Origin of the sequence: Arthrobacter sp. GAS37 (assembly GCF_044908325.1) — a bacterium.
Taxonomy (GTDB): Bacteria; Actinomycetota; Actinomycetes; order Actinomycetales; family Micrococcaceae; genus Arthrobacter; species Arthrobacter ramosus.
Window position 1 is genome coordinate 113,227 of sequence record NZ_JBIYDB010000011.1, and the last position, 21,701, is coordinate 134,927.

General features: G+C 64.0%; 24 protein-coding genes. 12 read left to right on the plus strand and 12 right to left on the minus strand.

Going from position 1 to position 21,701, the window contains the following annotated elements:
* Nucleotides 1-9: 9 nt before the first annotated feature.
* On the plus strand, nucleotides 10-1,143 hold the full coding sequence (locus tag ABH924_RS11655; protein ID WP_234750950.1) for a N(5)-(carboxyethyl)ornithine synthase: 1,134 nt from the start codon (nucleotides 10-12) through the stop codon (nucleotides 1,141-1,143).
* Nucleotides 1,144-1,220: 77 nt separating this feature from the next.
* Here the strand turns inward: ABH924_RS11655 and ABH924_RS11660 are convergent, their stop codons facing one another.
* Nucleotides 1,221-2,618, minus strand: a complete 1,398-nt coding sequence (locus ABH924_RS11660; protein ID WP_404498952.1) for an MFS transporter — start codon at nucleotides 2,616-2,618, stop codon at nucleotides 1,221-1,223.
* Nucleotides 2,619-2,768: 150 nt separating this feature from the next.
* Here ABH924_RS11660 and ABH924_RS11665 point away from each other — a divergent pair, with 150 nt between their 5' ends.
* Nucleotides 2,769-3,623, plus strand: a complete 855-nt coding sequence (locus tag ABH924_RS11665; protein WP_234750946.1) for a LysR substrate-binding domain-containing protein — start codon at nucleotides 2,769-2,771, stop codon at nucleotides 3,621-3,623.
* Here ABH924_RS11665 and ABH924_RS11670 read toward each other — a convergent pair.
* On the minus strand, nucleotides 3,607-4,197 hold the full coding sequence (locus ABH924_RS11670; RefSeq protein ID WP_404498954.1) for a TetR/AcrR family transcriptional regulator: 591 nt from the start codon (nucleotides 4,195-4,197) through the stop codon (nucleotides 3,607-3,609). The genes ABH924_RS11665 and ABH924_RS11670 overlap by 17 nt on opposite strands.
* 99 nt (nucleotides 4,198-4,296) lie before the next feature.
* On the opposite strand from ABH924_RS11670, the gene ABH924_RS11675 reads away from it, so the two are divergent.
* The 3 genes from ABH924_RS11675 to ABH924_RS11685 all read left to right on the plus strand — a co-directional run bounded on the left by ABH924_RS11675 (nucleotide 4,297) and on the right by ABH924_RS11685 (nucleotide 6,207).
* Entirely contained in the window at nucleotides 4,297-4,644 is a 348-nt protein-coding gene (locus ABH924_RS11675; RefSeq protein ID WP_404498956.1) for a hypothetical protein, read from the plus strand.
* A 55-nt stretch (nucleotides 4,645-4,699) separates the two neighbouring features.
* A complete protein-coding gene (gene panD, locus ABH924_RS11680) occupies nucleotides 4,700-5,128 on the plus strand; it encodes an aspartate 1-decarboxylase (RefSeq protein ID WP_234750942.1) in 429 nt (142 codons plus the stop codon).
* 152 nt (nucleotides 5,129-5,280) lie between these two features.
* Nucleotides 5,281-6,207 (plus strand): AEC family transporter, encoded by a 927-nt coding sequence (locus ABH924_RS11685; RefSeq protein ID WP_404498958.1) that lies wholly within the window; start codon nucleotides 5,281-5,283, stop codon nucleotides 6,205-6,207.
* A gap of 71 nt (nucleotides 6,208-6,278) precedes the next feature.
* Here ABH924_RS11685 and ABH924_RS11690 read toward each other — a convergent pair whose 3' ends face one another.
* From ABH924_RS11690 to ABH924_RS11700, 3 genes are all read right to left on the minus strand, one after another.
* A complete protein-coding gene (locus ABH924_RS11690) occupies nucleotides 6,279-8,918 on the minus strand; it encodes a trehalase-like domain-containing protein (protein ID WP_404498960.1) in 2,640 nt (879 codons plus the stop codon).
* A gap of 99 nt (nucleotides 8,919-9,017) precedes the next feature.
* A complete protein-coding gene (locus ABH924_RS11695; protein WP_404498962.1) occupies nucleotides 9,018-10,007 on the minus strand; it encodes an LLM class flavin-dependent oxidoreductase in 990 nt (329 codons plus the stop codon).
* Nucleotides 10,008-10,118: 111 nt separating this feature from the next.
* A complete protein-coding gene (locus tag ABH924_RS11700; protein WP_404498964.1) occupies nucleotides 10,119-10,547 on the minus strand; it encodes a YybH family protein in 429 nt (142 codons plus the stop codon).
* 189 nt (nucleotides 10,548-10,736) lie between these two features.
* Here ABH924_RS11700 and ABH924_RS11705 point away from each other — a divergent pair, with 189 nt between their 5' ends.
* The 4 genes from ABH924_RS11705 to ABH924_RS11720 all read left to right on the plus strand — a co-directional run bounded on the left by ABH924_RS11705 (nucleotide 10,737) and on the right by ABH924_RS11720 (nucleotide 13,995).
* The gene (locus ABH924_RS11705; RefSeq protein ID WP_404498966.1) at nucleotides 10,737-11,717 is read left to right on the plus strand and encodes an ABC transporter substrate-binding protein; all 981 of its coding nucleotides are present in this window, start codon (nucleotides 10,737-10,739) and stop codon (nucleotides 11,715-11,717) included.
* A 59-nt stretch (nucleotides 11,718-11,776) separates the two neighbouring features.
* Nucleotides 11,777-12,727, plus strand: coding sequence for a D-2-hydroxyacid dehydrogenase family protein (locus ABH924_RS11710; RefSeq protein WP_404498968.1), 951 nt, complete (start codon nucleotides 11,777-11,779; stop codon nucleotides 12,725-12,727).
* A gap of 26 nt (nucleotides 12,728-12,753) precedes the next feature.
* Nucleotides 12,754-13,188, plus strand: a complete 435-nt coding sequence (locus ABH924_RS11715) for a GNAT family N-acetyltransferase (RefSeq protein ID WP_404498970.1) — start codon at nucleotides 12,754-12,756, stop codon at nucleotides 13,186-13,188.
* A 228-nt stretch (nucleotides 13,189-13,416) separates the two neighbouring features.
* On the plus strand, nucleotides 13,417-13,995 hold the full coding sequence (locus ABH924_RS11720; protein ID WP_404498972.1) for a VanZ family protein: 579 nt from the start codon (nucleotides 13,417-13,419) through the stop codon (nucleotides 13,993-13,995).
* A 134-nt stretch (nucleotides 13,996-14,129) separates the two neighbouring features.
* Here ABH924_RS11720 and ABH924_RS11725 read toward each other — a convergent pair whose 3' ends face one another.
* The 5 genes from ABH924_RS11725 to ABH924_RS11745 form a co-directional block, all read right to left on the minus strand.
* Nucleotides 14,130-15,371 carry a hypothetical protein gene (locus tag ABH924_RS11725; RefSeq protein WP_404498974.1) on the minus strand — a complete coding sequence of 414 codons (1,242 nt, stop codon included), beginning with the start codon at nucleotides 15,369-15,371 and terminating at the stop codon, nucleotides 14,130-14,132.
* A 210-nt stretch (nucleotides 15,372-15,581) separates the two neighbouring features.
* Nucleotides 15,582-15,836: a hypothetical protein gene (locus ABH924_RS11730; RefSeq protein ID WP_404498976.1), complete on the minus strand. Its 255-nt coding sequence runs from the start codon at nucleotides 15,834-15,836 to the stop codon at nucleotides 15,582-15,584.
* Complete coding sequence (locus ABH924_RS11735) at nucleotides 15,818-16,078, minus strand: ribbon-helix-helix protein, CopG family (RefSeq protein WP_234750923.1); 261 nt, start codon at nucleotides 16,076-16,078, stop codon at nucleotides 15,818-15,820. The genes ABH924_RS11730 and ABH924_RS11735 overlap by 19 nt, the downstream gene beginning before the upstream one ends.
* A gap of 248 nt (nucleotides 16,079-16,326) precedes the next feature.
* Complete coding sequence (locus tag ABH924_RS11740) at nucleotides 16,327-17,007, minus strand: hypothetical protein (RefSeq protein ID WP_404498978.1); 681 nt, start codon at nucleotides 17,005-17,007, stop codon at nucleotides 16,327-16,329.
* The gene (locus tag ABH924_RS11745; protein WP_404498980.1) at nucleotides 17,004-18,185 is read right to left on the minus strand and encodes an Acg family FMN-binding oxidoreductase; all 1,182 of its coding nucleotides are present in this window, start codon (nucleotides 18,183-18,185) and stop codon (nucleotides 17,004-17,006) included. The genes ABH924_RS11740 and ABH924_RS11745 overlap by 4 nt, the downstream gene beginning before the upstream one ends.
* A gap of 128 nt (nucleotides 18,186-18,313) precedes the next feature.
* On the opposite strand from ABH924_RS11745, the gene ABH924_RS11750 reads away from it, so the two are divergent.
* Nucleotides 18,314-18,544 (plus strand): hypothetical protein, encoded by a 231-nt coding sequence (locus tag ABH924_RS11750; RefSeq protein WP_234750920.1) that lies wholly within the window; start codon nucleotides 18,314-18,316, stop codon nucleotides 18,542-18,544.
* A gap of 315 nt (nucleotides 18,545-18,859) precedes the next feature.
* On the opposite strand, the gene ABH924_RS11755 is transcribed toward ABH924_RS11750, so the two are convergent.
* A complete protein-coding gene (locus tag ABH924_RS11755; RefSeq protein WP_234750919.1) occupies nucleotides 18,860-19,063 on the minus strand; it encodes a hypothetical protein in 204 nt (67 codons plus the stop codon).
* Between the two features lie 334 nt (nucleotides 19,064-19,397).
* On the minus strand, nucleotides 19,398-20,000 hold the full coding sequence (locus ABH924_RS11760) for a TetR/AcrR family transcriptional regulator (RefSeq protein ID WP_234750918.1): 603 nt from the start codon (nucleotides 19,998-20,000) through the stop codon (nucleotides 19,398-19,400).
* A gap of 106 nt (nucleotides 20,001-20,106) precedes the next feature.
* On the opposite strand from ABH924_RS11760, the gene ABH924_RS11765 reads away from it, so the two are divergent.
* Nucleotides 20,107-20,844 carry an SDR family NAD(P)-dependent oxidoreductase gene (locus ABH924_RS11765; RefSeq protein ID WP_404498983.1) on the plus strand — a complete coding sequence of 246 codons (738 nt, stop codon included), beginning with the start codon at nucleotides 20,107-20,109 and terminating at the stop codon, nucleotides 20,842-20,844.
* Between the two features lie 72 nt (nucleotides 20,845-20,916).
* Nucleotides 20,917-21,264: a VOC family protein gene (locus tag ABH924_RS11770; RefSeq protein ID WP_234750916.1), complete on the plus strand. Its 348-nt coding sequence runs from the start codon at nucleotides 20,917-20,919 to the stop codon at nucleotides 21,262-21,264.
* The last annotated feature ends 437 nt before the right edge of the window (nucleotides 21,265-21,701 follow it).

Consider the following 21,701-nt stretch of genomic DNA (forward strand, 5'->3'; position numbering starts at 1 on the left):
ATAGGCGCCATGACCCTCGGCATCCTGTCGTCCTCGCGGAAGCCGGACGAGCGCCGGCTGCCTGTCCATCCCCTGCACCTGGAGCGCATTGCTCCGGAACTCCGGCAAAACATCCGGCTCGAGCGCGGCTACGGCGAGCGCTTCGGCTTTTCGGACAGCCAACTTGAGCCGCTGGTCGGTGGCATGGCAAGCCGTGAAGAACTGATCTCGAATTCGGATGTCATTCTCCTGCCCAAACCGCAGCCGGAAGACCTTGCCGACCTCCGCGACGGTCAGGTCCTCTGGGGTTGGCCGCACTGCGTCCAGGACAGGGCCATCACCCAGCTGGCCATCGACAAGAAGCTGACCCTGATCGCGTTCGAGGCGATGAATCACTGGGCCAGCGACGGCGGCTTCGGGCTTCACGTTTTCCATAAGAACAACGAACTTGCGGGCTACTGTTCCGTCATCCACGCCCTTGCCCTGACGGGCTCGACGGGTGACTACGGGAGGCGGCTGAGCGCCGTCGTGATTGGCTTTGGAGCCACAGCGCGTGGCGCGGTCACCGCCCTCAACGCACACGGCGTCCACGATGTCCAGGTGCTGACCAACCGCGGTGTTGCGGCGGTCGGTTCTCCCATCCACTCGGTGCGCATAGTGCAGTTCGACCACGACCAGAACGCCCCTTTCCTGAGCGAGGTCATTACCGATCGTGGCCGCCTGCCACTGGCTCCGTTCCTCGCCGCGAGCGACATCGTGGTCAACTGCACGCTGCAGGACCCGAACTCGCCGCTGACATACCTGCGGACCGAGGACCTTGGCGCGTTCCAGCCCGGCAGCTTGATTGTTGACGTCTCCTGCGACGAAGGCATGGGCTTCAGTTGGGCGCGGACCACGACGTTCGCCGAGCCCATGTTCACGGTGGGCGACCACATCAACTACTACGCCGTGGACCACAGCCCGTCCTACCTGTGGAATTCGTCCAGCTGGGAGATCAGCGAAGCGCTCCTGCCGTTCCTTGAGACGGTTATTTCGGGCCCCGAGGCCTGGGCCGCCAACGAAACGATCTCCCGAGCCATCGAGATCCGGGACGGCATCATCCGCAACCCGGACGTGCTGCAGTTCCAAGGGCGCACAGCGGACTATCCGCACCTTGCGGCGTAATCGACTCGTAGTCTGAGTACGCGGCCAGCCGGGCGCCTTGTGGGTGCCCGGCTCAGCCGCGTTCAGGCGCTACTCCGCTACGTCGACTGCGCGACGATCCGTACCATCCGGCGGCGGTCCCTGACGTTTACTTTGAGCCGCAACTCAGACTTCCGGGCGAGCACGACGGCGACTGTCGCCGCCGCGAGCGCCGGCACCCCGCCTGACACCAAGAGCGCTGCGTGCGGGTTCAGGTGCTCTGCAAGCCAGCCCACCATGGGTCCACCGATGGCTTGGCCGCCGATGAGCACCATGATGTAGAGGCTCATGACGCGGCCGCGGATGCTCATGTTGGCGCTGATCTGGACCAGTTGGTTGGCTGCGGTCAGGAACATGAGGCACCAGAATCCGGAGAGAACCATGGCGGCGGAGAGCCACACCATAGACGGCGCCAGCGCGGCCAGGCACAGCATCAAGCCGTACATCCCGGCGCACAACACCACTGAGCGCAGACGCAATTGACGGCGCCGGGCCGAAGTGATTGCTCCCGCAATCGCACCAAGGGCAACCATGGCGTTCAGCAAGCCGTAGCCGCCTGCGCCCGCATGGTAGACGTGATCCGCGAAGGCGGCGAGGAGCACAGGCAGGCTCATCGCGAAGACCGCTACAAAGCCGGCCATGAGCCACGGCCAGTAGATGGTGGGCTTGCTGAGGGCGTATCGCAGGCCTTCCTGCAGCATTCCCTTGCGTTTTGGCACGGGCGTGCTGACAAAAAGTTCATTCTTGCGGAGCATCAGGAGCATGGTGACAGTGGAGCAGCAGGCCACGGCGTTCGCCGCGAAGGCCCAGCCCGCGCCGACCGCGGTCAGCAGCACGCCAGCCAGTGCGGGACCAATCAGGCCGCCCAGCTGGAACGTGGTGGAGTTGACGCTGATGGCGTTGCGCAGGTACTTCGGTCCCGCGAGTTCGTTGACGAAGACCTGCCGGGCAGGCTGGTCGAGGACCGTCACGAGGCCCAGGACAAACGCGATCACGTAAACGTGCCACACCTCGATGCGGTGGCTCAGCGCCAATACGGCAAGGATGGCCGCCAGGGAGGCCGCGACGCTTTGGCACAGGATGAGGATGCGTCGCTTGGGGAAACGGTCCGCCATCATGCCACCCCAGGGGCCCAGGAACAGCGACGGCATGAACTGCAATGCCACGGTTATTCCGACGGCGGTGACGGATCCGGAGAGCTGGAGCACCAACCAGTCCTGGGCAATCCGCTGCATCCAGAGTGCGATGACTGCGACGAAGTGGCCCACGGCGAAGATCCGGAAGTTGGGTACTTTGAGGGATATGAAGGTGTGCCGCCAGGGCAGCCGTTCGCTGACGACGGCGATCGGCTGGGTGACCGTGTCCGGGTCGGCAGCGTGTGAAATCCGGCTGCTTGCGGCGAGTGAATCGATGATGGGTTGGCTGACGTTTGCCGCTGAGGGCGGTGGGGGTGCCAAAAGTAGTCCTTGGATAGACGTTTCGCTGGGATGCCTTTAACGCTAGGGTTGGCCGCGGTGATTATGGAAGTGAATTGGCCGTATAACTAGCATTGCGAAGTGCAATACACCGGCGCGAGCGGCGGTGAACGTAGCTATTCAAGGAGTCCCGTGTTCGAACCCGTGCAGCTGCGGTCCTTCCTGGCCGTGGCCGAGACTTTGAGTTTCACGAAGGCAGCCGAGCGCCTCGGCCTGGCCCAGCCCACGGTCAGCCAGCACGTGAGAAAGCTGGAGGCGGCGGCCAAACGGGCGCTCGTGGCGCGCGACACGCGGGATGTCCGGCTCACGGACAACGGCGACGCCATGGCGGGCTTTGCCCGCAACATCCTCTCCGCGCACGATTCCGCAGCGAGGTACTTTTCCGGTTCCGCCATGCGCGGCCGTTTGCGGTTCGGAACCGCCGACGATCTCGCCATCACGGGCTTGCCTCGGATCCTGCGCGAATTCCGGCAGCTGTATCCACAGATCAACCTTGAACTTACCGTCAGCCAGAGCGACCAGCTCTACAAACGCCTTAACGCCGGCCAGTTGGACCTCGTCTTCGTGAAATGGGTGGGCGAAGCCAAGGACGGCACCGTAGTCCGGCACGACAACTTTGCTTGGGTTGGCGTCGAACAGACGGTGCTGGACCCTGCAAGCCCCGTACCGCTGATCTGCTATCCAGCCCCGAGCGTCAGCCGCAAACTGGCCATCGATGCCCTTGAGGCCATGGGCAGGACGTGGCGGGTCACCTGCTCAACGAAGCAGATCGCGGGCGTCCTGGCAGCGGTGCGTGCCGGCATCGGCGTCGCGGTCATGCCGTCATCGCTGGTTCCCGAGGACCTCACAGTGATCACCCGGCGCTTCGGCCTCCCGCCCGTGGGCGACGTCGACTTCACCCTGATCCGCAACCCGCTGGCGAACGCCGAAGTAGTGGATGCGCTGACGCAGGCGATCATCGGCAGGACGCTCAACAAGCAGGCGTAGCTAGCGCCTGTGCGGCCAGGAGGACAGTCCGGACGATCGCCTTCCGGCGCCGCTCCGCCCTGCTTGGTCCCTTGCCGGCCATGAGGCCATCGAGCTCGGGCAGTACCGGCCAGGCGTCACACAACGCAATGATGGTGAGCATCAGATCGGCCGCATCTTCCCTGGACGTCCCCGGCATGGCCCGGATGACACCGTCAACCTTGTTTCTGCAGTTCGCGGCCCGGTCCGGACGGTTCACCACATATTCACCCCGCTCCAAACCCTCCCAAAAAAGCAGCCTCGGAAGGGTGGCATCTTGATGGTGATGGTCGAACAGGCGTCCGGCATAGTCGGCCAAGGCTTCGGGACCAGCACCCTCGATGCGCACTTCGTCCACCACCTTGCTGAGCTGGGACGCGATCACGGCGTCGAAGAGAAGATCTTTCTTGCCGAAGTACTGATAGATGCGTTCCTTGTTGACTCCGGCCGCGGCTGCGATACGGTCCACTCTGGCCCCAGCGAGTCCGAACTGGCAAAACTCGGCAGTCCCCGCCTCAAGGAGGAGTCGTTTGGTCCGCTCGGTATCCCATGCCATGTGTCCACCTTAACAGATTCCAACCAAGTAGTTGCAGTTTTTGATGGTGCGGTCTAGTCTGAACTCACGCCGAAAGCAACCAATTAGTTGGAGAATGTCATGAGCACCCAAATCCCCGTTGCCGTACCCGCGGACGCCGCCGCGGTTGAGCCAGTTGCCCCGTCCGCTGCGCACACGTCTTCTGCGCACTCTATGCACCTGCCTTCCGTACACATACCTTCCGTGCACATGCGTGCGGTCATCACGTGGCTGGCCATCTTCCCCCTCGTGGCGATCGGCATGACGATCCTCGCTCCTCTCTCGGAGTCATGGCACCCCGCGCTGCGCGCCCTCGTCCTGACGGTCGTTGTGGTTCCTACCGCCGTCTACCTGGTTGTCCCGAAACTGCTCGCTGGCTATGGCTCCTTGAAGAGGCGGCAGGCACGGAAGGCCACCGCCAAGGCCTAGCCTGTGTCAGGCATCACCCGGCGATCGAGCGGCCACGCGCTAAACTTGTCACGTTATGAACCGCACAATGTTTAAGTCCAAGATCCACCGTGCCACGGTGACCCATGCCGACCTGCACTATGTAGGTTCAGTGACGGTCGACCTGGATCTGCTGGATGCTGCGGATATTCTCCCCGGCGAGCTCGTCTCCATTGTTGACGTGACTAATGGCGCGCGCCTTGAGACTTACACCATTGCCGGCGAACGCGGCTCCGGGGTCATTGGCATCAACGGTGCCGCAGCGCACCTGGTGCACGTGGGCGACGTCGTCATTCTCATCACCTATGCGGAGATGACCACCGAAGAGGCCAAGGCCTACCAGCCCAAGGTTGTCCATGTGGACAGGGCCAACAAAATCGTCCAGCTCGGCAGCGATCCCGCCGAAGGCATCACTCCGGGCGTCATGCGCCCTCCGCACGCCCTCAACAACGCAGACCTGAACTAGGTTCCCCTCTTCCGCTGCCCCTGAGGGCACCCCTTCTGCACGGTCCACATGGCGGAATATGCCGCCGTCGGGCCTTACAGCCGAATAAAGCTGATTTAGGCTGGGACTGTGAACCCACGCCGCCCCGCGCCCGTCCCCCTCCGGATGCCGTAGTGCTGGGCGTCCTTTCCGGGTTCTTCGTAGTGTGGGCCATCATTCTGGTGGGCATGTTCGTCGGCAAGCGCGGGATCCTGGGGGACAACGCGCGTTCGGTCCTCAGCGGCCTGACTTTCTTCGTCGCAAGCCCTGCGCTCCTCTTTGAGACCCTGGGCAAGGCCCGTCTTCACGACATCTTTGCCGCTCCACTCCTTGTGACGGCGGTGGGCGCCGTTGCCACAGGCAGCTTGTTCTTTGTCATCGTGAAGTTCTGGCTCAAACGCTCCCTGCCCGAATCGCTCATGTCCTCCATGAGCGCTTCGCTGGCCAACTCCGCGAACCTCGGCATCCCCATCGCGGTGTTCGTCCTGGGCGACGCAAGCTATGTGGCACCGCTGCTGATCTTCCAGCTCGCGTTCTTCACGCCCATGTACCTGATGGCGCTTGACGCGAGCACCAGCGCCCACCGCACCACTCCCCTACGGTTCGTCCTGATGATCGTGCGGAACCCGATGATCGTGGGATCCGCCGTCGGCTTGGTCGTGGCTGGAACGGGCTGGCAAGTGCCCTCGCTCATCATGGACCCGATCCATTTGATCGGAGGAGCCGCCATTCCCGCGATGCTGATGGCGTTCGGGATGAGCCTGAACGGCTCCCGGCCCCTGCAAAAGGACACGGGTCGCCGGACGGACGCGCTCCTGGCCAGCGGCTTCAAGTTGTTTGTCCACCCCACGATGGCGTACCTGTTCGCCCGCTTCGCGCTGGGCCTGGAGGCGCATGCCTTGTTCGCCGTGGTGGTCACGGCGGCCCTGCCCACTGCGCAGAACGTGTTTGTGGCCGCGAGCCGCTACAACACGGGAATCACCGTGGCCAAAGATACGGTCCTGATCACCACCGTGGTAGCGGTCCCGGCAATGATCGCAGTGGCCCTGCTGCTCACTTAGCCCAACTAGCTCGCATTAAGTGTCGTTTTGGGCGCTGAAAACGACATTAACTGCGAGCCAGTTGGGTGGGCTTACTGTTCGTCTACCGAGTCCAGGTACCTGTCCAGCAGCTGCGCGCAGCGGATGAAGCCCAAATGCGAATACGCCTGAGGGTGGTTTCCCAAGTGGGTCTCCGTGCCGGGATCGAACTCCTCGGGAAGCAGACCGGTGGGACCGAAGAGCGCCACGAGCTGGTTGAACAACTCCAGCGCATCGTCCAGCCGGCCCACGGCCAGGTACGCCTCGATCAGCCAGGTGGTGCAAATGTGGAACCCGCCCTCCAAACCCGGCAGGCCGTCGTCGTACCTGTATCGGAACACGGTGGGACCCACCCGAAGTTCCCGCTCGACTGCGGTGACGGTGTCCAGGAAGCGCTGGTCGCGCACGTCCAGCAGGCCCGAGAGCCCGATGTGCAACACGGCAGCATCCAGGTCCGGGCTGTCGTAGGCCACGGTGTAGGAACTCGCGGAATCATCCCAGCCCTCGCGGAGGACTTCCGCGCGGATGATGTTGGCCGTTTCCTCCCACTCGGCCCCGATGGGGCGCCGGAACCGGACCGCCGTCTGCATGGCCCGGTCGAGCGTCACCCAGCACATCACCTTGGTATAGATGTGGTGCCGTGGCGCCCGCCGGGCTTCCCAAATGCCATGGTCAGGTTCGTGCCAACGGGCCAAGACGGCCGAGGCCATCTGCTCCATGAGTCTCCAGTGCTCGTCCGGCAAGGTGCCGCGACGCTTGCTGAGGGTCCGGATGAGCTCGGCGATCGGTCCGAAGACGTCCAGCTGCACTTGGTGGTCGGCGGCGTTCCCGATCCGCACGGGCCGCGAGCCAGCGTAACCGGGGAGGCTCTCGATAATGGCCTCCGTCGACAGCGGGGAGCCGGTCACGGAGTACAGGGGGTGCAGCCATTCCGGACCGGGCGCGTTCTCAAGGATGCGGCCCAGCCAGCGGAGGAACCCGTCTGCCTCCTCGGTGGAACCCAGGTCCACGAGCGCATTGACCGTCATGGAGCCGTCGCGGAGCCAGCAATAGCGGTAGTCCCAATTACGGGTGCCGCCGATCCCTTCCGGCAACGACGTGGTTGGAGCTGCGAGGACAGCCCCGGTCGGCTCGTGCACCAGCGCTTTCAGGACCAGTGCCGAACGCCGCACCAATGACGGTTTCATGTCGGGCAGTTCCAGCCCGCGGACCCACAGCCGGGATTGGTGCGCGACGGCGGCCCGCCGGGCGAGCTCTCCGGCGGGGTCCGGAGTCGTCGGCTCAGTGTCTCCGCACCTCAGGTTCATGACGACAGGACCGTACGCGAGGCTGACTTCCGCGGTGGCGGTGCCGTGTTTGCCGTCGCTCGTGACCGTGAAGGGCACTCCGGGAGCGAAGAGAACGATGGGATCCGAGGTGCCCACGACGTGCAGCTCTTCGCCGCGGACCTCCATGTTGAACGGGGCGTTGGCATAGTCCGGCCGCGGTGCGAAAACAATCCGCGCGCTGCCGGTTCCGGACAGGACCCGGACCAGGCTGGTGATGCCGTCCGGTGCCGGCTCAAGATAGTCGGTGACCGTCACGTCCGCCCAGCGCGTCTCCACGATCATGGTGTTGTCCACATAGCGCTGGCCCAGCACCTTCGATGTCTTGACCGGTTCCACGCTGAAGTGGCCGGCCGGGTCACCGCCAAGGATGTGGGCAAACAAGGAGCCGGAATCCGGGAGGGGATGGCTCATCCAGCAGATCTTGGCCTCCGGGGTGAGCAGCGCCGTCGAGGTCCCGTTGCCGATCATCGAATGCCGCTCCAGCCCCACCGCGTCCTCGCCGAACAGCCACGCACGGCGCAGCTCGAACAGGATGGCGAGCACTTTGGCGAAGGATTCCGGGTCCGGCAAGCGGTGGCGCGCCGTGGATTCTCCATCACCAACGTGCAGGCCAAGATCCGGGCCCCGCAAGGTGGCGATCGCGAACTCATCGCTCTCCGCGTCGCCGGCAAACAGGGCCGCGCTGGCCCCCAACTGTGTGCGCAGATGCTCCAGCGCGGCGTCTTTGGAGGGCTCCACGATGGACAAGTCCAGGACGGATCCGTCCACAATGAAAAACAGGCCCAGTTCACGGGCGATCTGGTGCGCCTCGCGCGTCACCCGTGCCACGACGGCAGGAGTGGCCGGCCTGGTGTGGATGGCTACCGCCACGGGCTTGCGCTCGATGCTGATGCCCTTTTCGAAACCGATGGATTCGTTCAGGGCGGTCGCTGCCTGCTGAAGGATGGCTTCTGTGGCCATCGAGACGCTGTACGCGTAGGTCATGTCGAATTCGGCGCCGTGCGAACCTACCAGGTGGACTTCCGCCGGCAACCGCGACACCGCGGCAAGGTCCCGCAGCGACCTGCCGGAGATGACGGCTGTGTGCGTGTTCGGCAGTGCGGCCAGAGCCCGGAGCGCGACGGCGGCACTCCCCAAGGGGAGCGTCTCAGTGGATACGCCTTCCGCAGTGCAGAGGGTTCCACCGTAATTGCAGGCCACCAGGAGCCCGGGAGTCCGGGCCAGCATCCTCAGTTCTGCTAGCAGCTCCGGAGTGATTCCATCATGAGCCGCCTCGGATTGGACTGCCGTCCGCAGGAGGCCCAACGGAAGCGATTTTGTCAGCAATGCCGAATCGGCCACGGACAAATTGAGCGGAGTAGCCATGGGGGACGATCCTTCCGGGGTGATTCGTCCAGTTTCCGCCCGGCGGGTTTCGCCTCCATGACCCGCGTATTGCCGGGGTGTAACGAGTTTGCCGCGCCGCTACACCCGGGTCAGCCCCACGGCCTCCGCGACCAGCTCCACGGAACGCAGTCGCTGCTCCGTGCCGGTGCTTTGGTGGGCAACGATCAGTTCGTCGGCGTCGGCGTGGCGGGCAAATTCGTCGAGGTACTCGCGCACCACTTCCGGGGTGCCCACCGCCGAGTACTTCACCATTTGCGCGATGTGCTGGCCCTGCGGCGAGTCGAGGATGAGGTCCGCTTCGGCGTCGGTGAATTCGCGGCCGCCGCCCAGGAAACGCGAGACGCGGTCCCGCTTGATTTCGAGGAAGAGCCGTTGGGCTTCGGCCGCCGAATCCGCGGCCACCACGTTCACGCCCGCGATCACGTAGGGCTCCTGCAGCTGCTCGGACGGCTTGAACTCGCGGCGGTAGACGGCGACGGCGTCCTGCAGCGCGGCGGGCGCGAAGTGCGAGGCGAAGGCGTAGGGCAGGCCGAGCTGCGCGGCCAGATGCGCCCCGAACAAGGAGGAACCGAGGATGTAGAGCGGCACGTTGGTGCCCTTGCCCGGCGTCGCTTCCACCCCTTGGATCCGTGTGGGTCCCGTGAGGTAGCCCTGCAACTCCAGGACATCCTGGGGGAAGGTGTCGGCAGCCATGGGATCGCGGCGGAGTGCACGCATAGTGTTCTGGTCACTACCGGGCGCCCGTCCGAGGCCGAGGTCGATGCGGCCCGGGTGCAGCGTCTCGAGGGTGCCGAACTGTTCCGCGATGGTGAGCGGCGAGTGGTTGGGCAGCATGACGCCGCCGGCACCGAGCCGGATGGTGCTTGTGTTGGCGGCGATGTGGGCAATCAGCACGCTCGTGGCCGAGGAAGCGATCGAGCCCATGTTGTGGTGCTCGGCGTACCAGATCCGCCGGTAGCCGAGCCGTTCGGCCAGTTGCGCCATGGCGACGCTCCCGGCGAAGCTCTCCGCCGCCGTCTGGCCTTTGCCAATAATTGCCAGGTCGAGGATGGAGAGGGGAACAGTCACGTTATGCCGGCCTTTCGAAGGTGGTTTCGTTCGAGGGGCTGGTTTCCCGGCCACTCTTGCGACAACGACGGCGGCGCCCGGGTTATTTCTCTTCCTTGCGTGGGTTCCGTCTCAGCTCGTGAAGATGCCTTTGCCGGTCTCCATATCGATGGGCAGCGAAGAGTGCTCGTGGGAGATCTTCCAGGCGTCGTCCTTCTTCTCAAGGCAAATGGTGAAGCGGTTGGTCATCGCCCGGAGCCGTTCCCCATCAGCCGAGATCCCGGCGAAGGTCACGGCCGCATGCCCGAAAGCCACGTCGGCCCCGACGACGGACTGCACATCGTTGAATTCGACCTGCACGCGCTCATCGCCAAGCGAAGAGAACCATTCGCCTGCCATCGACCGCCAAGCCTCGATTCCCGTGTATTGCCATTGCCCCCAGGAGTCGTAGATGTGGACGTTGTCGTCGTAGAGCGCCGTGAATGCGTCAACGTCTTTCGCGTGGACAGCAGCTGCGTAGGAATCCAGCGCCTGATTAACCGGGGTTTGCTCGTTGCTCACGAAAAATCTCCTCAAGTGTCGGCGGTTGTGTGGGAAGCCTACACCGTGGCTGCAGTGTGACTCCTCGGGACCTCGAATGAACCTCCGTTAACCCCTGTATCCCAGCGTTTCACAGCGCTTTGACCGGTGCTGGGCCCTGCCGGATAGTTGCTGCAACGCACACCATCCATCACTTTCGAAGGGGACTCCATGGCTACTTCACGCCTCAAAACAGGCACTGCACTGGCACTCGCGGTGACCACAACTCTCGGCCTCGCTGCGTGCTCGGACCCGGGCGCCTCAGCCGCGTCAGCGCCGTCGTCGTCCACTGGCTCTTCGGCTGGCAAAACCTTCAACCTGGCGCCCGAGCAGCACCGGTTCCCTGTGCAGGTGTCGCCGGAAGCCGCCGCCCTGGTGCCGCAGTCGGTCAAGGCAGACGGAAAGCTGACCGTCGCGGTGAGTCCCTTCGCCGCGCCGCTGGCCGTCTATGCCACGGACAACAAGACGCCGGTGGGCAACGAGGTGGACATCGCGGTCGCGCTGGCAGAATCACTGGGACTCAAGGCGGACATTGTCCCGACGGCCTGGGCCGACTGGCCGTTGGGCGTGGAATCGGGCAAGTACGAGGCTGTCATCTCGAACGTCACCGTGACGGAAGAGCGCAAGCTCAAGTTCGATTTCGCCAGTTACCGCGAGGACAAACTGGGCTTCTATGCCAAGAGCGACAGCTCCATCACGAAGGTGGACTCGGCTCCGGACGTGGCGGGCAAGCGGATCATTGTGGGCTCGGGCACCAACCAGGAAGCAATCCTGTTGCGCTGGGACGCCGAGAACAAGAAGAACGGCTTGAAGCCGGTTGAATTCCAGTATTACGACGACGACTCGGCCTCCACGCTCGCGCTGCAGTCGGGCCGTGCGGACCTGACGTTCGGGCCGAACGCGACCGCGTCCTACAAGTCGCAGACCGATGGCAAGACCAAGAACGTGGGACTGGTTGACGGCGGGTGGCCACTCAAGGCGAGCATCGCGGTGACCACCAAGAAGGGCAACGGCTTCGCTGCGGCGGCCCAGGCCGGCCTGAACTCGCTCATCAAGGACGGTACGTATGGGAAGATCCTTGACCGCTGGGGTCTTTCGGCGGAGGCAATCCAGAAGTCGGAACTGAATCCGCAGGGCTTGCCGAAGAGCTAGGGTTCCCTGGGGTGTAACTTTCCAGATAGCCGCGATCCCGCACAGCGAAAGGGAATTCCATGGTCCAGCGCCTTGCCATCCTCGACGACTACCAAGCCGTCGCCCACGACTACGCGCCGTGGGCTGAGCTCGCCGAAGACGGCGTCGATGTCACCGTTTTCAGGGAGCCTTTGGCGGACGCCGTGGCCGCGCTCCGCGACTTCGACATCATCCTGGCCATGCGGGAACGGACCGCCTTCGACGCCGGGCTCCTCCGGCAACTGCCGAAGCTGAAGCTCCTGGTCACCACCGGAATGGCCAACGCAGCCATCGACTTGCGCGCAGCCGAGGAGCAGGGCATCACTGTCTGCGGGACGGGCGGCTCACCCGCCGCGGCGCCCGAGCTGACGTGGGCCCTGCTCCTGGCTTTCGCACGCAAGGTGCCGTTCGAAGACCGTCGGCTGCGCGCCGGCAAATGGCAGAGCACCGTGGGTTTCGAACTGTCAGGAAAGACCCTTGGAGTGCTGGGACTCGGCAAGATCGGTAGCAAGATCGCGGGTTACGGCAAGGCCTTCGGCATGGAGGTGATTGCTTGGAGTCCGAACCTCACTGAAGAAACTGCCGCTGCGGCGGGCGCCAGGAAGGTGAGCAAAGAGACACTGTTCCGGGAGGCCGACGTCGTCAGCGTCCACGTTCGGTTATCGGAACGGTCCCGGGGGCTTGTTGGGGAGGACGAACTGCGGCTCCTCGGCCCTGAAGGCGTCCTGGTGAACACAGCCCGCGGGCCGATCGTGGACGAGGCTGCCCTCCTCCACGGCCTCAACGAAGGGTGGCTCGGCGGCGCGGCCCTGGACGTGTACGACGTCGAGCCCCTCCCGGCGGACCACCCGCTCCTCACAGCGCCGCGAACCGTGCTGACTCCGCACTTGGGTTACGTCAGTTCGCAAAGCTACGCCCGCTTCTATGGCGAGGCCTTCGAGGACATCCGCGCGTGGGTGCGGGGAAATCCGGTGCGGGTGCTCACGGCTTAGGGCGTCGATTGGGGTTGAATAGTCCAGTGCCTTCCGAATTCTCACTCCGTCCCGCCCTGCCCACCGATGCCGACTGGATCGCCGAACTGCGCACCGTCGTCATGCGTCCGGATTTGGAACGGCTTGGTCGCTGGGATCCGGTCCGGGTTCGCGAGCGGTTCTTGAATGCGTTCCGGTCAGATCACACCTTCGTCATTCTCGTCGAAGAGCAACGTGCCGGCGTCATTGCTGTCCGTCCCGAGCCCGAAGCGTTGTGGATCGAACACTTCTACATCGCACCTGGATTCCAAGGGCAAGGTCTTGGATCCGGCGTGCTTCAGCGGGTCATGGGCGAGTCCAAGGACCACCGACCGTTCCGGCTCAACGTGCTCCAAGGCAGCCCGGCCCGACGGCTCTACGAACGCCACGGCTTTGTCTTGGAGACCGAGGATCCGGTAGACGTTTTCATGGTCGCAGCCTGATTTGTTGCGAATAGGGTCTTTTACGGCTCTGTTGTTCTGCAAACCGTGCTGTCACAGCCGCATCCGGTTTATGGAACACGTTCGCCAGTCCGCGCGAACGTCGACCCACCGTCCGCGGTGGCTCCGTGCGGCCTGGATCAGCGGTCGGCCACGTTGCGCCCCTCGGTGGCGGTTGTCGAATCCAGGTCTCACAGGAGCACGACGAGCTCCCTATGTACAATCCTGTGGATGCGTGTACAACCGAAACCCACCGCGGTCACGGATGATGTGCCGAGCTGGCGACTCACCACGAAACGGGCGAAAGCGGAGACCGTGGCCATCTTCGCCGGCTTCGCCCTCTACGCGGCCTTCGCGCTTAAGCTGCTTCTTTTCTCCCGTGTACCGGGTTCGGAGCGTTCGATCAATCTCATCCCGTTCGCAAGTATCGCGAAATACGCGTTCAGCCACTCTCCCGGGACCGAGAGAGTGGCGTTCGCCAACGTCGTCGGGAACATCCTGATCTTCATCCCGCTCGGAGTCTACGCATCGTGGCTCCGACATCGGGCGGCCGCATGGCTGACCATGCTCACGGTCGCCTCGGTCAGCGTCGCCGTAGAGATCATCCAGGGCGTGTTCGCGGTTGGAGCATCTGACATCGACGACGTGATCCTGAACTGCGTCGGAGGACTCATCGGAATCCTCGCACTCTGGCTGCTCTCCGCAATCCTGCACGAGCGATCCCGAATACGGACCGCGATGGCCGGGTTGTCACTGCTTTCAATGCCCGTCTGGTGCTACTTCCTCTTCATCATCCGACTACGCATGTGAGCACAACCCACAGTTCCCCTCACAGCTCGCTCGACCTCATGATCGGCCCACTCCACTGCTCCACTGCTCCACTGCTGAGGGTATATCCATCGGCCGGCATGGACTTGCTCCGGCGCTGACCGAGCCCCGGTTCGTCAGGCCACGCGGATGCCGTGGTCAGCGAGGAACTCGCGGGCACGGCCCATCTGGCGGTCGGCGGAGAAGGCGTACCACTGTTCGCTAAGGTTCTCGCCGTGGACGAGATCGCGGAACCGGAAGAAGGCACCTTTGCCCTCGATCGCCCGCTCCAGCCGCTCCCGGAGGGCGTCATTGTGCTGCCGCTCGGCGAAGACCGCCATGTCCCGCCAGCCGTTCCGCGGACCGGTGCGGTGGAGTCGAAGCCAGCGGTCCGGCTCCTCCACCACGTTGATGGCGGCGCCCTCCCCGACCATCATCGGGTCAGTGGCGGTCTCGTCGTACACCTGCCCGGTGTGCAGGTCGAGGTAGCCACCGGCCGACAGCTCGGGATCCCCTTCCAACACGGTGCTGAGCATGTCCAGGGCTACTGGCACCACTCTGCCTGTCAGCGGCTCGCGGCGCAGAGCGGCTAGAAGGTCCTCGGCCAGCATCCGGTCCCCGGCGCCGTCGCGCCACGTCAGCCGGTTGATGACCGAGAGTGCCACCGGCTCGGCTTCCTGTCGTCTTTGCTCCAGCGCCATCGGGATGCCGGCCCCCACCTGTTGCAGAGCGTCATCGATGTCGTGCCCCGTCACCGCCGCGAGGAAGCGGGCCGCATCTGCCGCCGCGATGGCTTCACGCAGCTCGGACAGGTCGAGCCCGGGCATCTGCACTTGTGCGGGCCAGGCGTGCAGCAGCATCGGGTGCGGCCGGCTCGGTTTCCCCGGGGCCGGGCTCTCGCCGTCGTCGGCGGCCCACCGGCGCCCGTACTGGTCCGGGATGCTACCCCAGCCCCAGTACGGCAGGGGGGCATCAGGGCGGATACCCAATACCTCAAGCGGGTCGACCTTCACCTCCCCGACCACGCATCGGTGTGTCCAGGCGTCACCGAGGTCGTACGTGAACTGAAACTCAGCCCCCGGCTCCAGCGTCCGGGTGACCTTGGCAGCAGCGATGTCGATTGGCGCGATGATCGGGCCGCGGATCGATCCGGCGATCTCGGTTCCCGTCTCTTCGTCGGTGATTACCCGGCCGTCGGCCAGGGTGAACATTGACAGGTGTGAGCGGTCCCATCGGGCGAAGGCATCGTTGATGGCGTTGGCGAGATCCATGAAGGTGTGCGAGGGTCCGACCGCGAAGATGCGCCCGGACCAGGGCCACAGCTCCTCGCCACGACCCCCGAGCAGTTCCACCGTCACCGATAACCAAGTTCGTGCCATACCCAAGGATGGCACGCGCCGCGGCGCTGCCGTGGTCGGGGAACTGCAGGGCCCCCGCGCGAGCCTCGAGAGGGATGAGCTAAAACCTATGCAGGCCCTTGAATGCGACGATGTCCCTGCGATCCGGCTCTATAACAATTCCCTGTTATCCCGTTCGAGGATCGGTGAGCGCGCAATCGAAGTCGGTGTCGATGCTCTGGTGAGACAGTGCTAGCCGAGCATCCCGAGGTATTGGGGGCGGCATTTCATCGCGTGGATGAGTTCTTCGCTACCGTCGTCCCAGACGAGCACCACGAGTTCCAGCAGCCGGCCGTGGGTGTCGAAGCCGAGGCGGAGGAACCTGCGCGGTTCGTCATCATCCAGGGGAACTGATACCAGCGGCCATGCTGCCGCCTCGATCCCGTCAGCGGAGCTGATCCCGTGCTTGTGTGCGGAGCGGCGGACGATCACGCCACGTGCGACCAAGCGGCCAGTGCGGCGCGGATCGCCTCGGACCGGTTAAGGTGCTCGCGCTCGGCCCGGGCCATCACCGCTGCAAGCTCCTCGACCGTCAGCCTTACGGGAACGACCTGAGACGCCTCCGCGCCCCTGGCAGGGCGCCCCATCCGCGCCTTCAGCTCCTCAATGTCGTAACCGGCCTCGGCTTCCTCGACCCACCCATCGATCTCGGCCTCCGAGACCTCCCGTCCATGCATCTTGCGTTCCATGCAGACAATCGTATTACGAATCTCTCCCGGTGACCAGAGGAACTGACCGTTGTCCGTAAGGGGATCCCTGAGCGGTGCGTCCGCGCCGTGACCGTGGCGTCAAGCGGTGTTTCGGATTCCCGATTTGTCGGAGATCGGGTGCCCGCAGGGGAAGGATCAACGGGTGCTTTCTCGGGCGGGTCCGGCGCGACAGAATCACTGCCGCAGTCCTGGCGACCGTTGGCATCCAATCGTGGATGCTCGATGGCCTAAGAGTCCCTTCCCGTGGCGAGGACCGGAGTTCTCCGCCGGGTGGCGACGGCACCAAGTCCTAAGGCAATGACAGCGAGTAGCGGGCTCGCGATGCTCCACCAGGTAAGGAGTGCGAAGGGCACAGTGCCAAGGGTAAGCAGCGTCATTCGCAGCAGTTTGGAGGGAACCCATGGCGCGAGGACCACGGCGATGCCGCCAACGATTCCGATTGCGGCCATCCAGCCCGCACCCGTGCCCACGGCCAGCATCAATTCGAACAGGCCGAGCACGCTCACCAATCCAGAAAGCCAATGCGTCACAACGAAGTGACGTGACTCGTGTGTCTCCCCCGCTCTGACCGCGAGAACCGTCGCTGCCAGCAACAGTCCGCCGGGCAGGTACCAGAGGACCCCCACCGTCGTGAAGCACAGCAGCCCCGGGATCAGCAGCCCCATCGCCGCCGCCAGTCGGTGCGGCGTGGGGAGCGGAATTCGACCGAGGGTGACCGCGCCGACGAGTGCGACGAGACACAGACTCACCGTGAGCACGCCCAGTCCGAATGGGTTGTTCTTATAGCCGCTCCACTCCGGGATCTGGGCTCCCAGGGTGGCCTGAACTACCCCCGCGACGAGACCGAGAGCAGCGCCCGCGACCCCAAGCCACAGCGCGGTTCGCTGGCGTAGCAGCATCCCGTTCACAGAACCACATCTTTCAATGGACGCCGAGGGCTGGGTCGGGATGTCCGTACCGGAGTCCCGAGTCGGAACGCGACCAACGGCACAACTCCGGCGGGCAGAAGCTCCCGTAGGCGCGGCGCAAATGACGCGGGAAGGCTCTGTTCGTGTTCGCGATCGATCCGTTCGGTGACCTGGTTCATGTGCTGCATTCCCAGCCCTCGTGAGGTGGCACCGAGGTGAACCCGCTGCAGAAGCCTGCCACCGGCCAGCCGCAGCCGGGGGTCGTCGGCATCAGTGACGGTGACAACACCGAAAGCGGCTGCCGTTGCGGTGTGAACCGTGCGGGTCTGGTCAAGCCAGAACTGGTCACCCTCAGCACGTGAATAGGCGGGCAGGAGCTTGGCGAGGGTGAGGGTGAGCGGGGCAAGTCCCTGTCCGTCGAGCGTGACGCCGTCGCGGAACCGGTCGATGTCGTCACGGTTGTTCCTGAACCGGATGAAGAACTCCTCCGACTGGCCGCGATCCTCAATGATCGCCTGGGTGGCCTCAATCACGATCGTGCTGAAGGCCTTCTTCTCTGCCGTCGAGGTGAGCCAGTGAACCCGGACGCCGCCATCCCCGGTGGGGCCAGCCAATTCGCCAAGCACCGCATCCGCAACCTGACCGTGTTCATACGGTCCACGATTCGAGTGCCTGTCCCCGATGGCATCGTGCAGGGATGAGGATGTCGCCTCCACAGACGTCAACGTGACCGACGCCACATGAGTGGGATCGGCCGCGGAGGGCATCAAAATCACCTCTGAGTGATACCCACGGGCCAGCAGCCCGAGTACGAGATTCTCGATGGCGCAGCCGAGACCGACGTGATGTTCCCGCCGAAGTGGATCCGTCATAGGCATCTCCCGCGTCGGATCTGCGAACACGTCGACTGCCTGCGCGGTCACGCGGAAAGCCCAGCCCTGTTGATTATGGGGACTCGCGGCCAGGATCGCCGCACCGACCGCCCCCACCGGCGTCGGGTCGGTACGCCAGTGTGTCCAGGCGTCGTAGGGCGCGCCGGATCCAGCATCCATCACACCGTTGTCGAAAGCGCGGTAGCTGACGAGCCCCGCGGCAGTCACCAGAATCGTGGCGCCCCCCAACCCGAGACCCCGCACAACTGAGCGGCGCGAGACTATGCCGCTTGCGTCGGAAACCATGGTGCTAGACCGGCTGCAGGCAAAACATGGGGTGGCTGACCGCTTCGAACTGGATTTTCTCGTCTGAGGAGTCGGCCGTGACGCTCCTATACGGGCCGGTGGCCGGCACGGTGCGAATGCAGGGTCGGATGACCGACAGAACTTCGACCCCGGATGCCGGCCAGGCAGTCATCGTCTCCGTCCGGCGTCCCCTGCTCAATGTGATGCTGGGATGTGCCCGCGCGTTGCGCAGCCAATTCCGACAGGCAGCCCCCGACCCGGGTGTGGTCAACAATCCGAAAACCAAATTGGCTGCGCGTTGCGAACCGTCGAGCCGGCAGGTCTTGACCATCATTTGCTCCATCTCAGGGGTTGGATAAACTCAGGATCGCTTTCCGGCGCCCGAACCACTAGGGCACTTGGTCCCGCGGACACTGCTGTGAATCGACTTCGTGGCGCTCAAGCGGGTTACGTGCAGTCCATCTCTTCGGAGCCAAGAGCCGATCGGGCGAGTCCTGCCCAGCTGATTCACGCACCACAGTCACCTTCACGCTCCGAACGGGAACCAACGCGACGAGAGCACCCGAGGCCTTGGTCTCATGACGCAAAACTGAGCCCGAAAGCGGGTCCCCCACCGGACTCTTCGGTCTGACCGGGCACTTCGTTGAAATGCCTGAAGGCGTCCGGACAGCCGCCTATCGGCGTCGGCAGTTCCGGATATGCAGGTAGGCCATGACTATCAGCAGCGGAACATGGATGGCCGGCATGTTGTGGGCGAACCATTTCGGAAGGTAAATGTCCGTCACCGCGCCGCTTTCGGCCCCGTAGTGTTTGGCGAGCTGCGTGAGCGGACACTGGAATCCGTTGCCGGCGAACACCAGAGATTCGCCTGCTGTCATCGGTTCCCCGGAAGGGATGGGTTCCCCGGAAGGGATGGCCCGAGACAAGCCCCACAGCTGAACCTACACAGCGCAGCTGACGTTCAGGATTACCAACGGTCTCGGCGCGGCGCGCCGATCCTCAACTAAACAAAGACTTCTGCAACTAGCAAATGAAACGAACTGCGACATTCGGACGAATCGGTGTGCGTGTTACAAGACGACCCGAGCGTCCGTAAGCCGGTCCTCCACCGGACAGGCCAGGCAATGATCTGCGCTCTGAAATGTGATTGTTAACTTCGTTTGGCGGTTTTTTGCAGCTTCAAATGGCGGTTCCGGGAATCCGAGCGGGCGTCTACACCGCCAACTGCGCCGCCCGGCTTCTGGAGGTTGAGGACTCCACGGCCATCGAGGCGAGAGTTCTTGCGGTTGCGGCGGAGTGGGGTGACTTGTCCATCTGTGCCGCGGTGACCGCGCCGTCGTAGAGGACTACAAGTTGTTCTGTCAGTTGCTGCGGATGTCGCACGTTCAGCGCTGCGACGAGGTCGCCGAAGAGTTCGTGTAACCAGGATCGATAGTTGGCGGCGGCCTTGATCTCCGGTCCGTCGGTCGGCGCCTCGGCGACAGCATTCATGAACGAACACCCGCGGTAGCCGGGCTCGGCAAACAACGTGCCGAGCGCATCGAACACCGCGAGGATCTTCTCGCCAGGATCCTTCGACTCTGCGACAGCTTCATCGACACGAGCCGTCCATGCGGCGTGGCGTCCGAGCAGGTATTCCTTGATCAGGTCGTCCTTGCCGTCGAAGTTGTAGTAGAGCGACCCCCGGGCCACGGACGCCTTTTCGATGATGCGATCGATACCTACCGCATGGACGCCCTCGTTGTAAAAGAGTTCGTCCGCCGCGGCGAGGAGCTTCTGCCTCGGCGACGGCTTCTTTTCAGCTTTCTCGACCATTTCCCAACTATATCAGACCGATCTGTCTAAATCGGCCTTGCAGATTTAGACAGGGCGGTCTAAAGTATCTTCTATTAGACAGACCGGTACATACAAGGAGCAGGAAATGTCGGATACACAGATCAGAGACCTCGAAGGCCAAACGGCCCTGGTGACCGGGGCAACCTCGGGCATCGGGCGGGCGGTTGCCGTCCAGCTCGCGGCCCAGGGCGCGACCGTCCTGGTTCATGGACGTGACGTCGACCGCGGTGTCCAGGTCCTCGAAGAGATCGAGCTCGGTGGTGGCCATGCGCGGTTTGTGGGAGCCGACATCAGCACGACCGAGGGGGTCCGGGAGCTCGTTGACGAAGCCGGTGACGTTGACATCCTCGTGAACAACGCAGGGTTCTCCTGGTTCGGGCCCTCCGTCGACCTTGACGCCGGAAAGTTCGACGCGCTGTTCGACTCCAATGTGCGCGCACCGTACCTGCTCGTTTCCGCCTTCGCCCCGGCGATGGCAGCCAAGGGAAGGGGCAGCATCATCAGCCTTGCCAGCATGGCCGGACTGGTCGGCCTCGCCGGCGGGGCGGCGTACGGCGCCACGAAACTCTCCCTGGTCGCCCTCACACGCTCATGGGCCGCCGAATACAGCCCGAGCGGAGTGCGCGTGAACGCTATCGCTGCCGGACCGGTTTACACCGCATCCGATCCCGCAAGGATCAAAGCCCTCGGCGAGACCACCCTCCTGGGACGGGCAGCAGTGCCCGAAGAAATCGCGAACGTCATCGGCTTCGTGGCCTCACCCCGCGCCAGCTACGTGACCGGCGCCGTCATCGCCGTCGACGGTGGTCGAACCGCAGTCTGAATCACCCCGGCACGCCGCCCTCACGGCAGGGCAGCGGCTCACACACCAAAAAACGAACGAAGGAACCAAACCATGACAACCACCATTCTCGGAGTCAGTTTCGACACGAACAACGCCGTCGCGATCGCGACGTTCTGGGCCGGCGCGCTCGGACGGACCGTGAACGAGGGCGCATCCGAAACGTTCGCCGCGGTCGCCGTAGGCGACGGCAGCCCGGTGCTGATGTTCCACAAGGTCCCGGAGCCCAAGACCGTCAAGAATCGGCTGCATTTCGATCTGAAGGCCGGCGACTTCACTGCCGAGTCGGACAGGCTTCTCGGTCTCGGCGCTACGCAACTCACCGCCCTCGCGGACAACGGCGGCAACTGGGTGACGTTCGCCGACCCTGACGGCAACGAATTCGACCTCATCCCCGGATAGCTCGCGCGGGTGGCTGAAGCCGGCCCCTTCGCTTGCTAGAAGGCGCCGGCCACTCACCGGACCGCAACCGTGGCCGACAGGGGGTGGGGTCCTGGCCTTTGTAGGCATGGCACTCGAGGCTTTTCAGGTAGCCGCGCTTGCCCTACACGCGGGATGAGATCCAAAGGACCGTTGTCCGGAGGAACACCTCAGCAAAGGATCGGTTGCTAAGACCAGACCGCTGGCGCATTAGGGGCTGGCAGGTGCGATTTGCAGTGGTACATACCGGACTTGCGCGGAGCTAAATGTCACCCCCGGTGTTCGTTTGCCGATCCTACACCGGATACCAGGATCTTGTAGTGGGCGCGTTGACTCATTGAAAACCTCCGCGTAGCCGGATACGTTGCCTCATTTGAAAACCTCCGCGTAGCGGCGTGGTTCGCAAGTGTGGCGGCGGT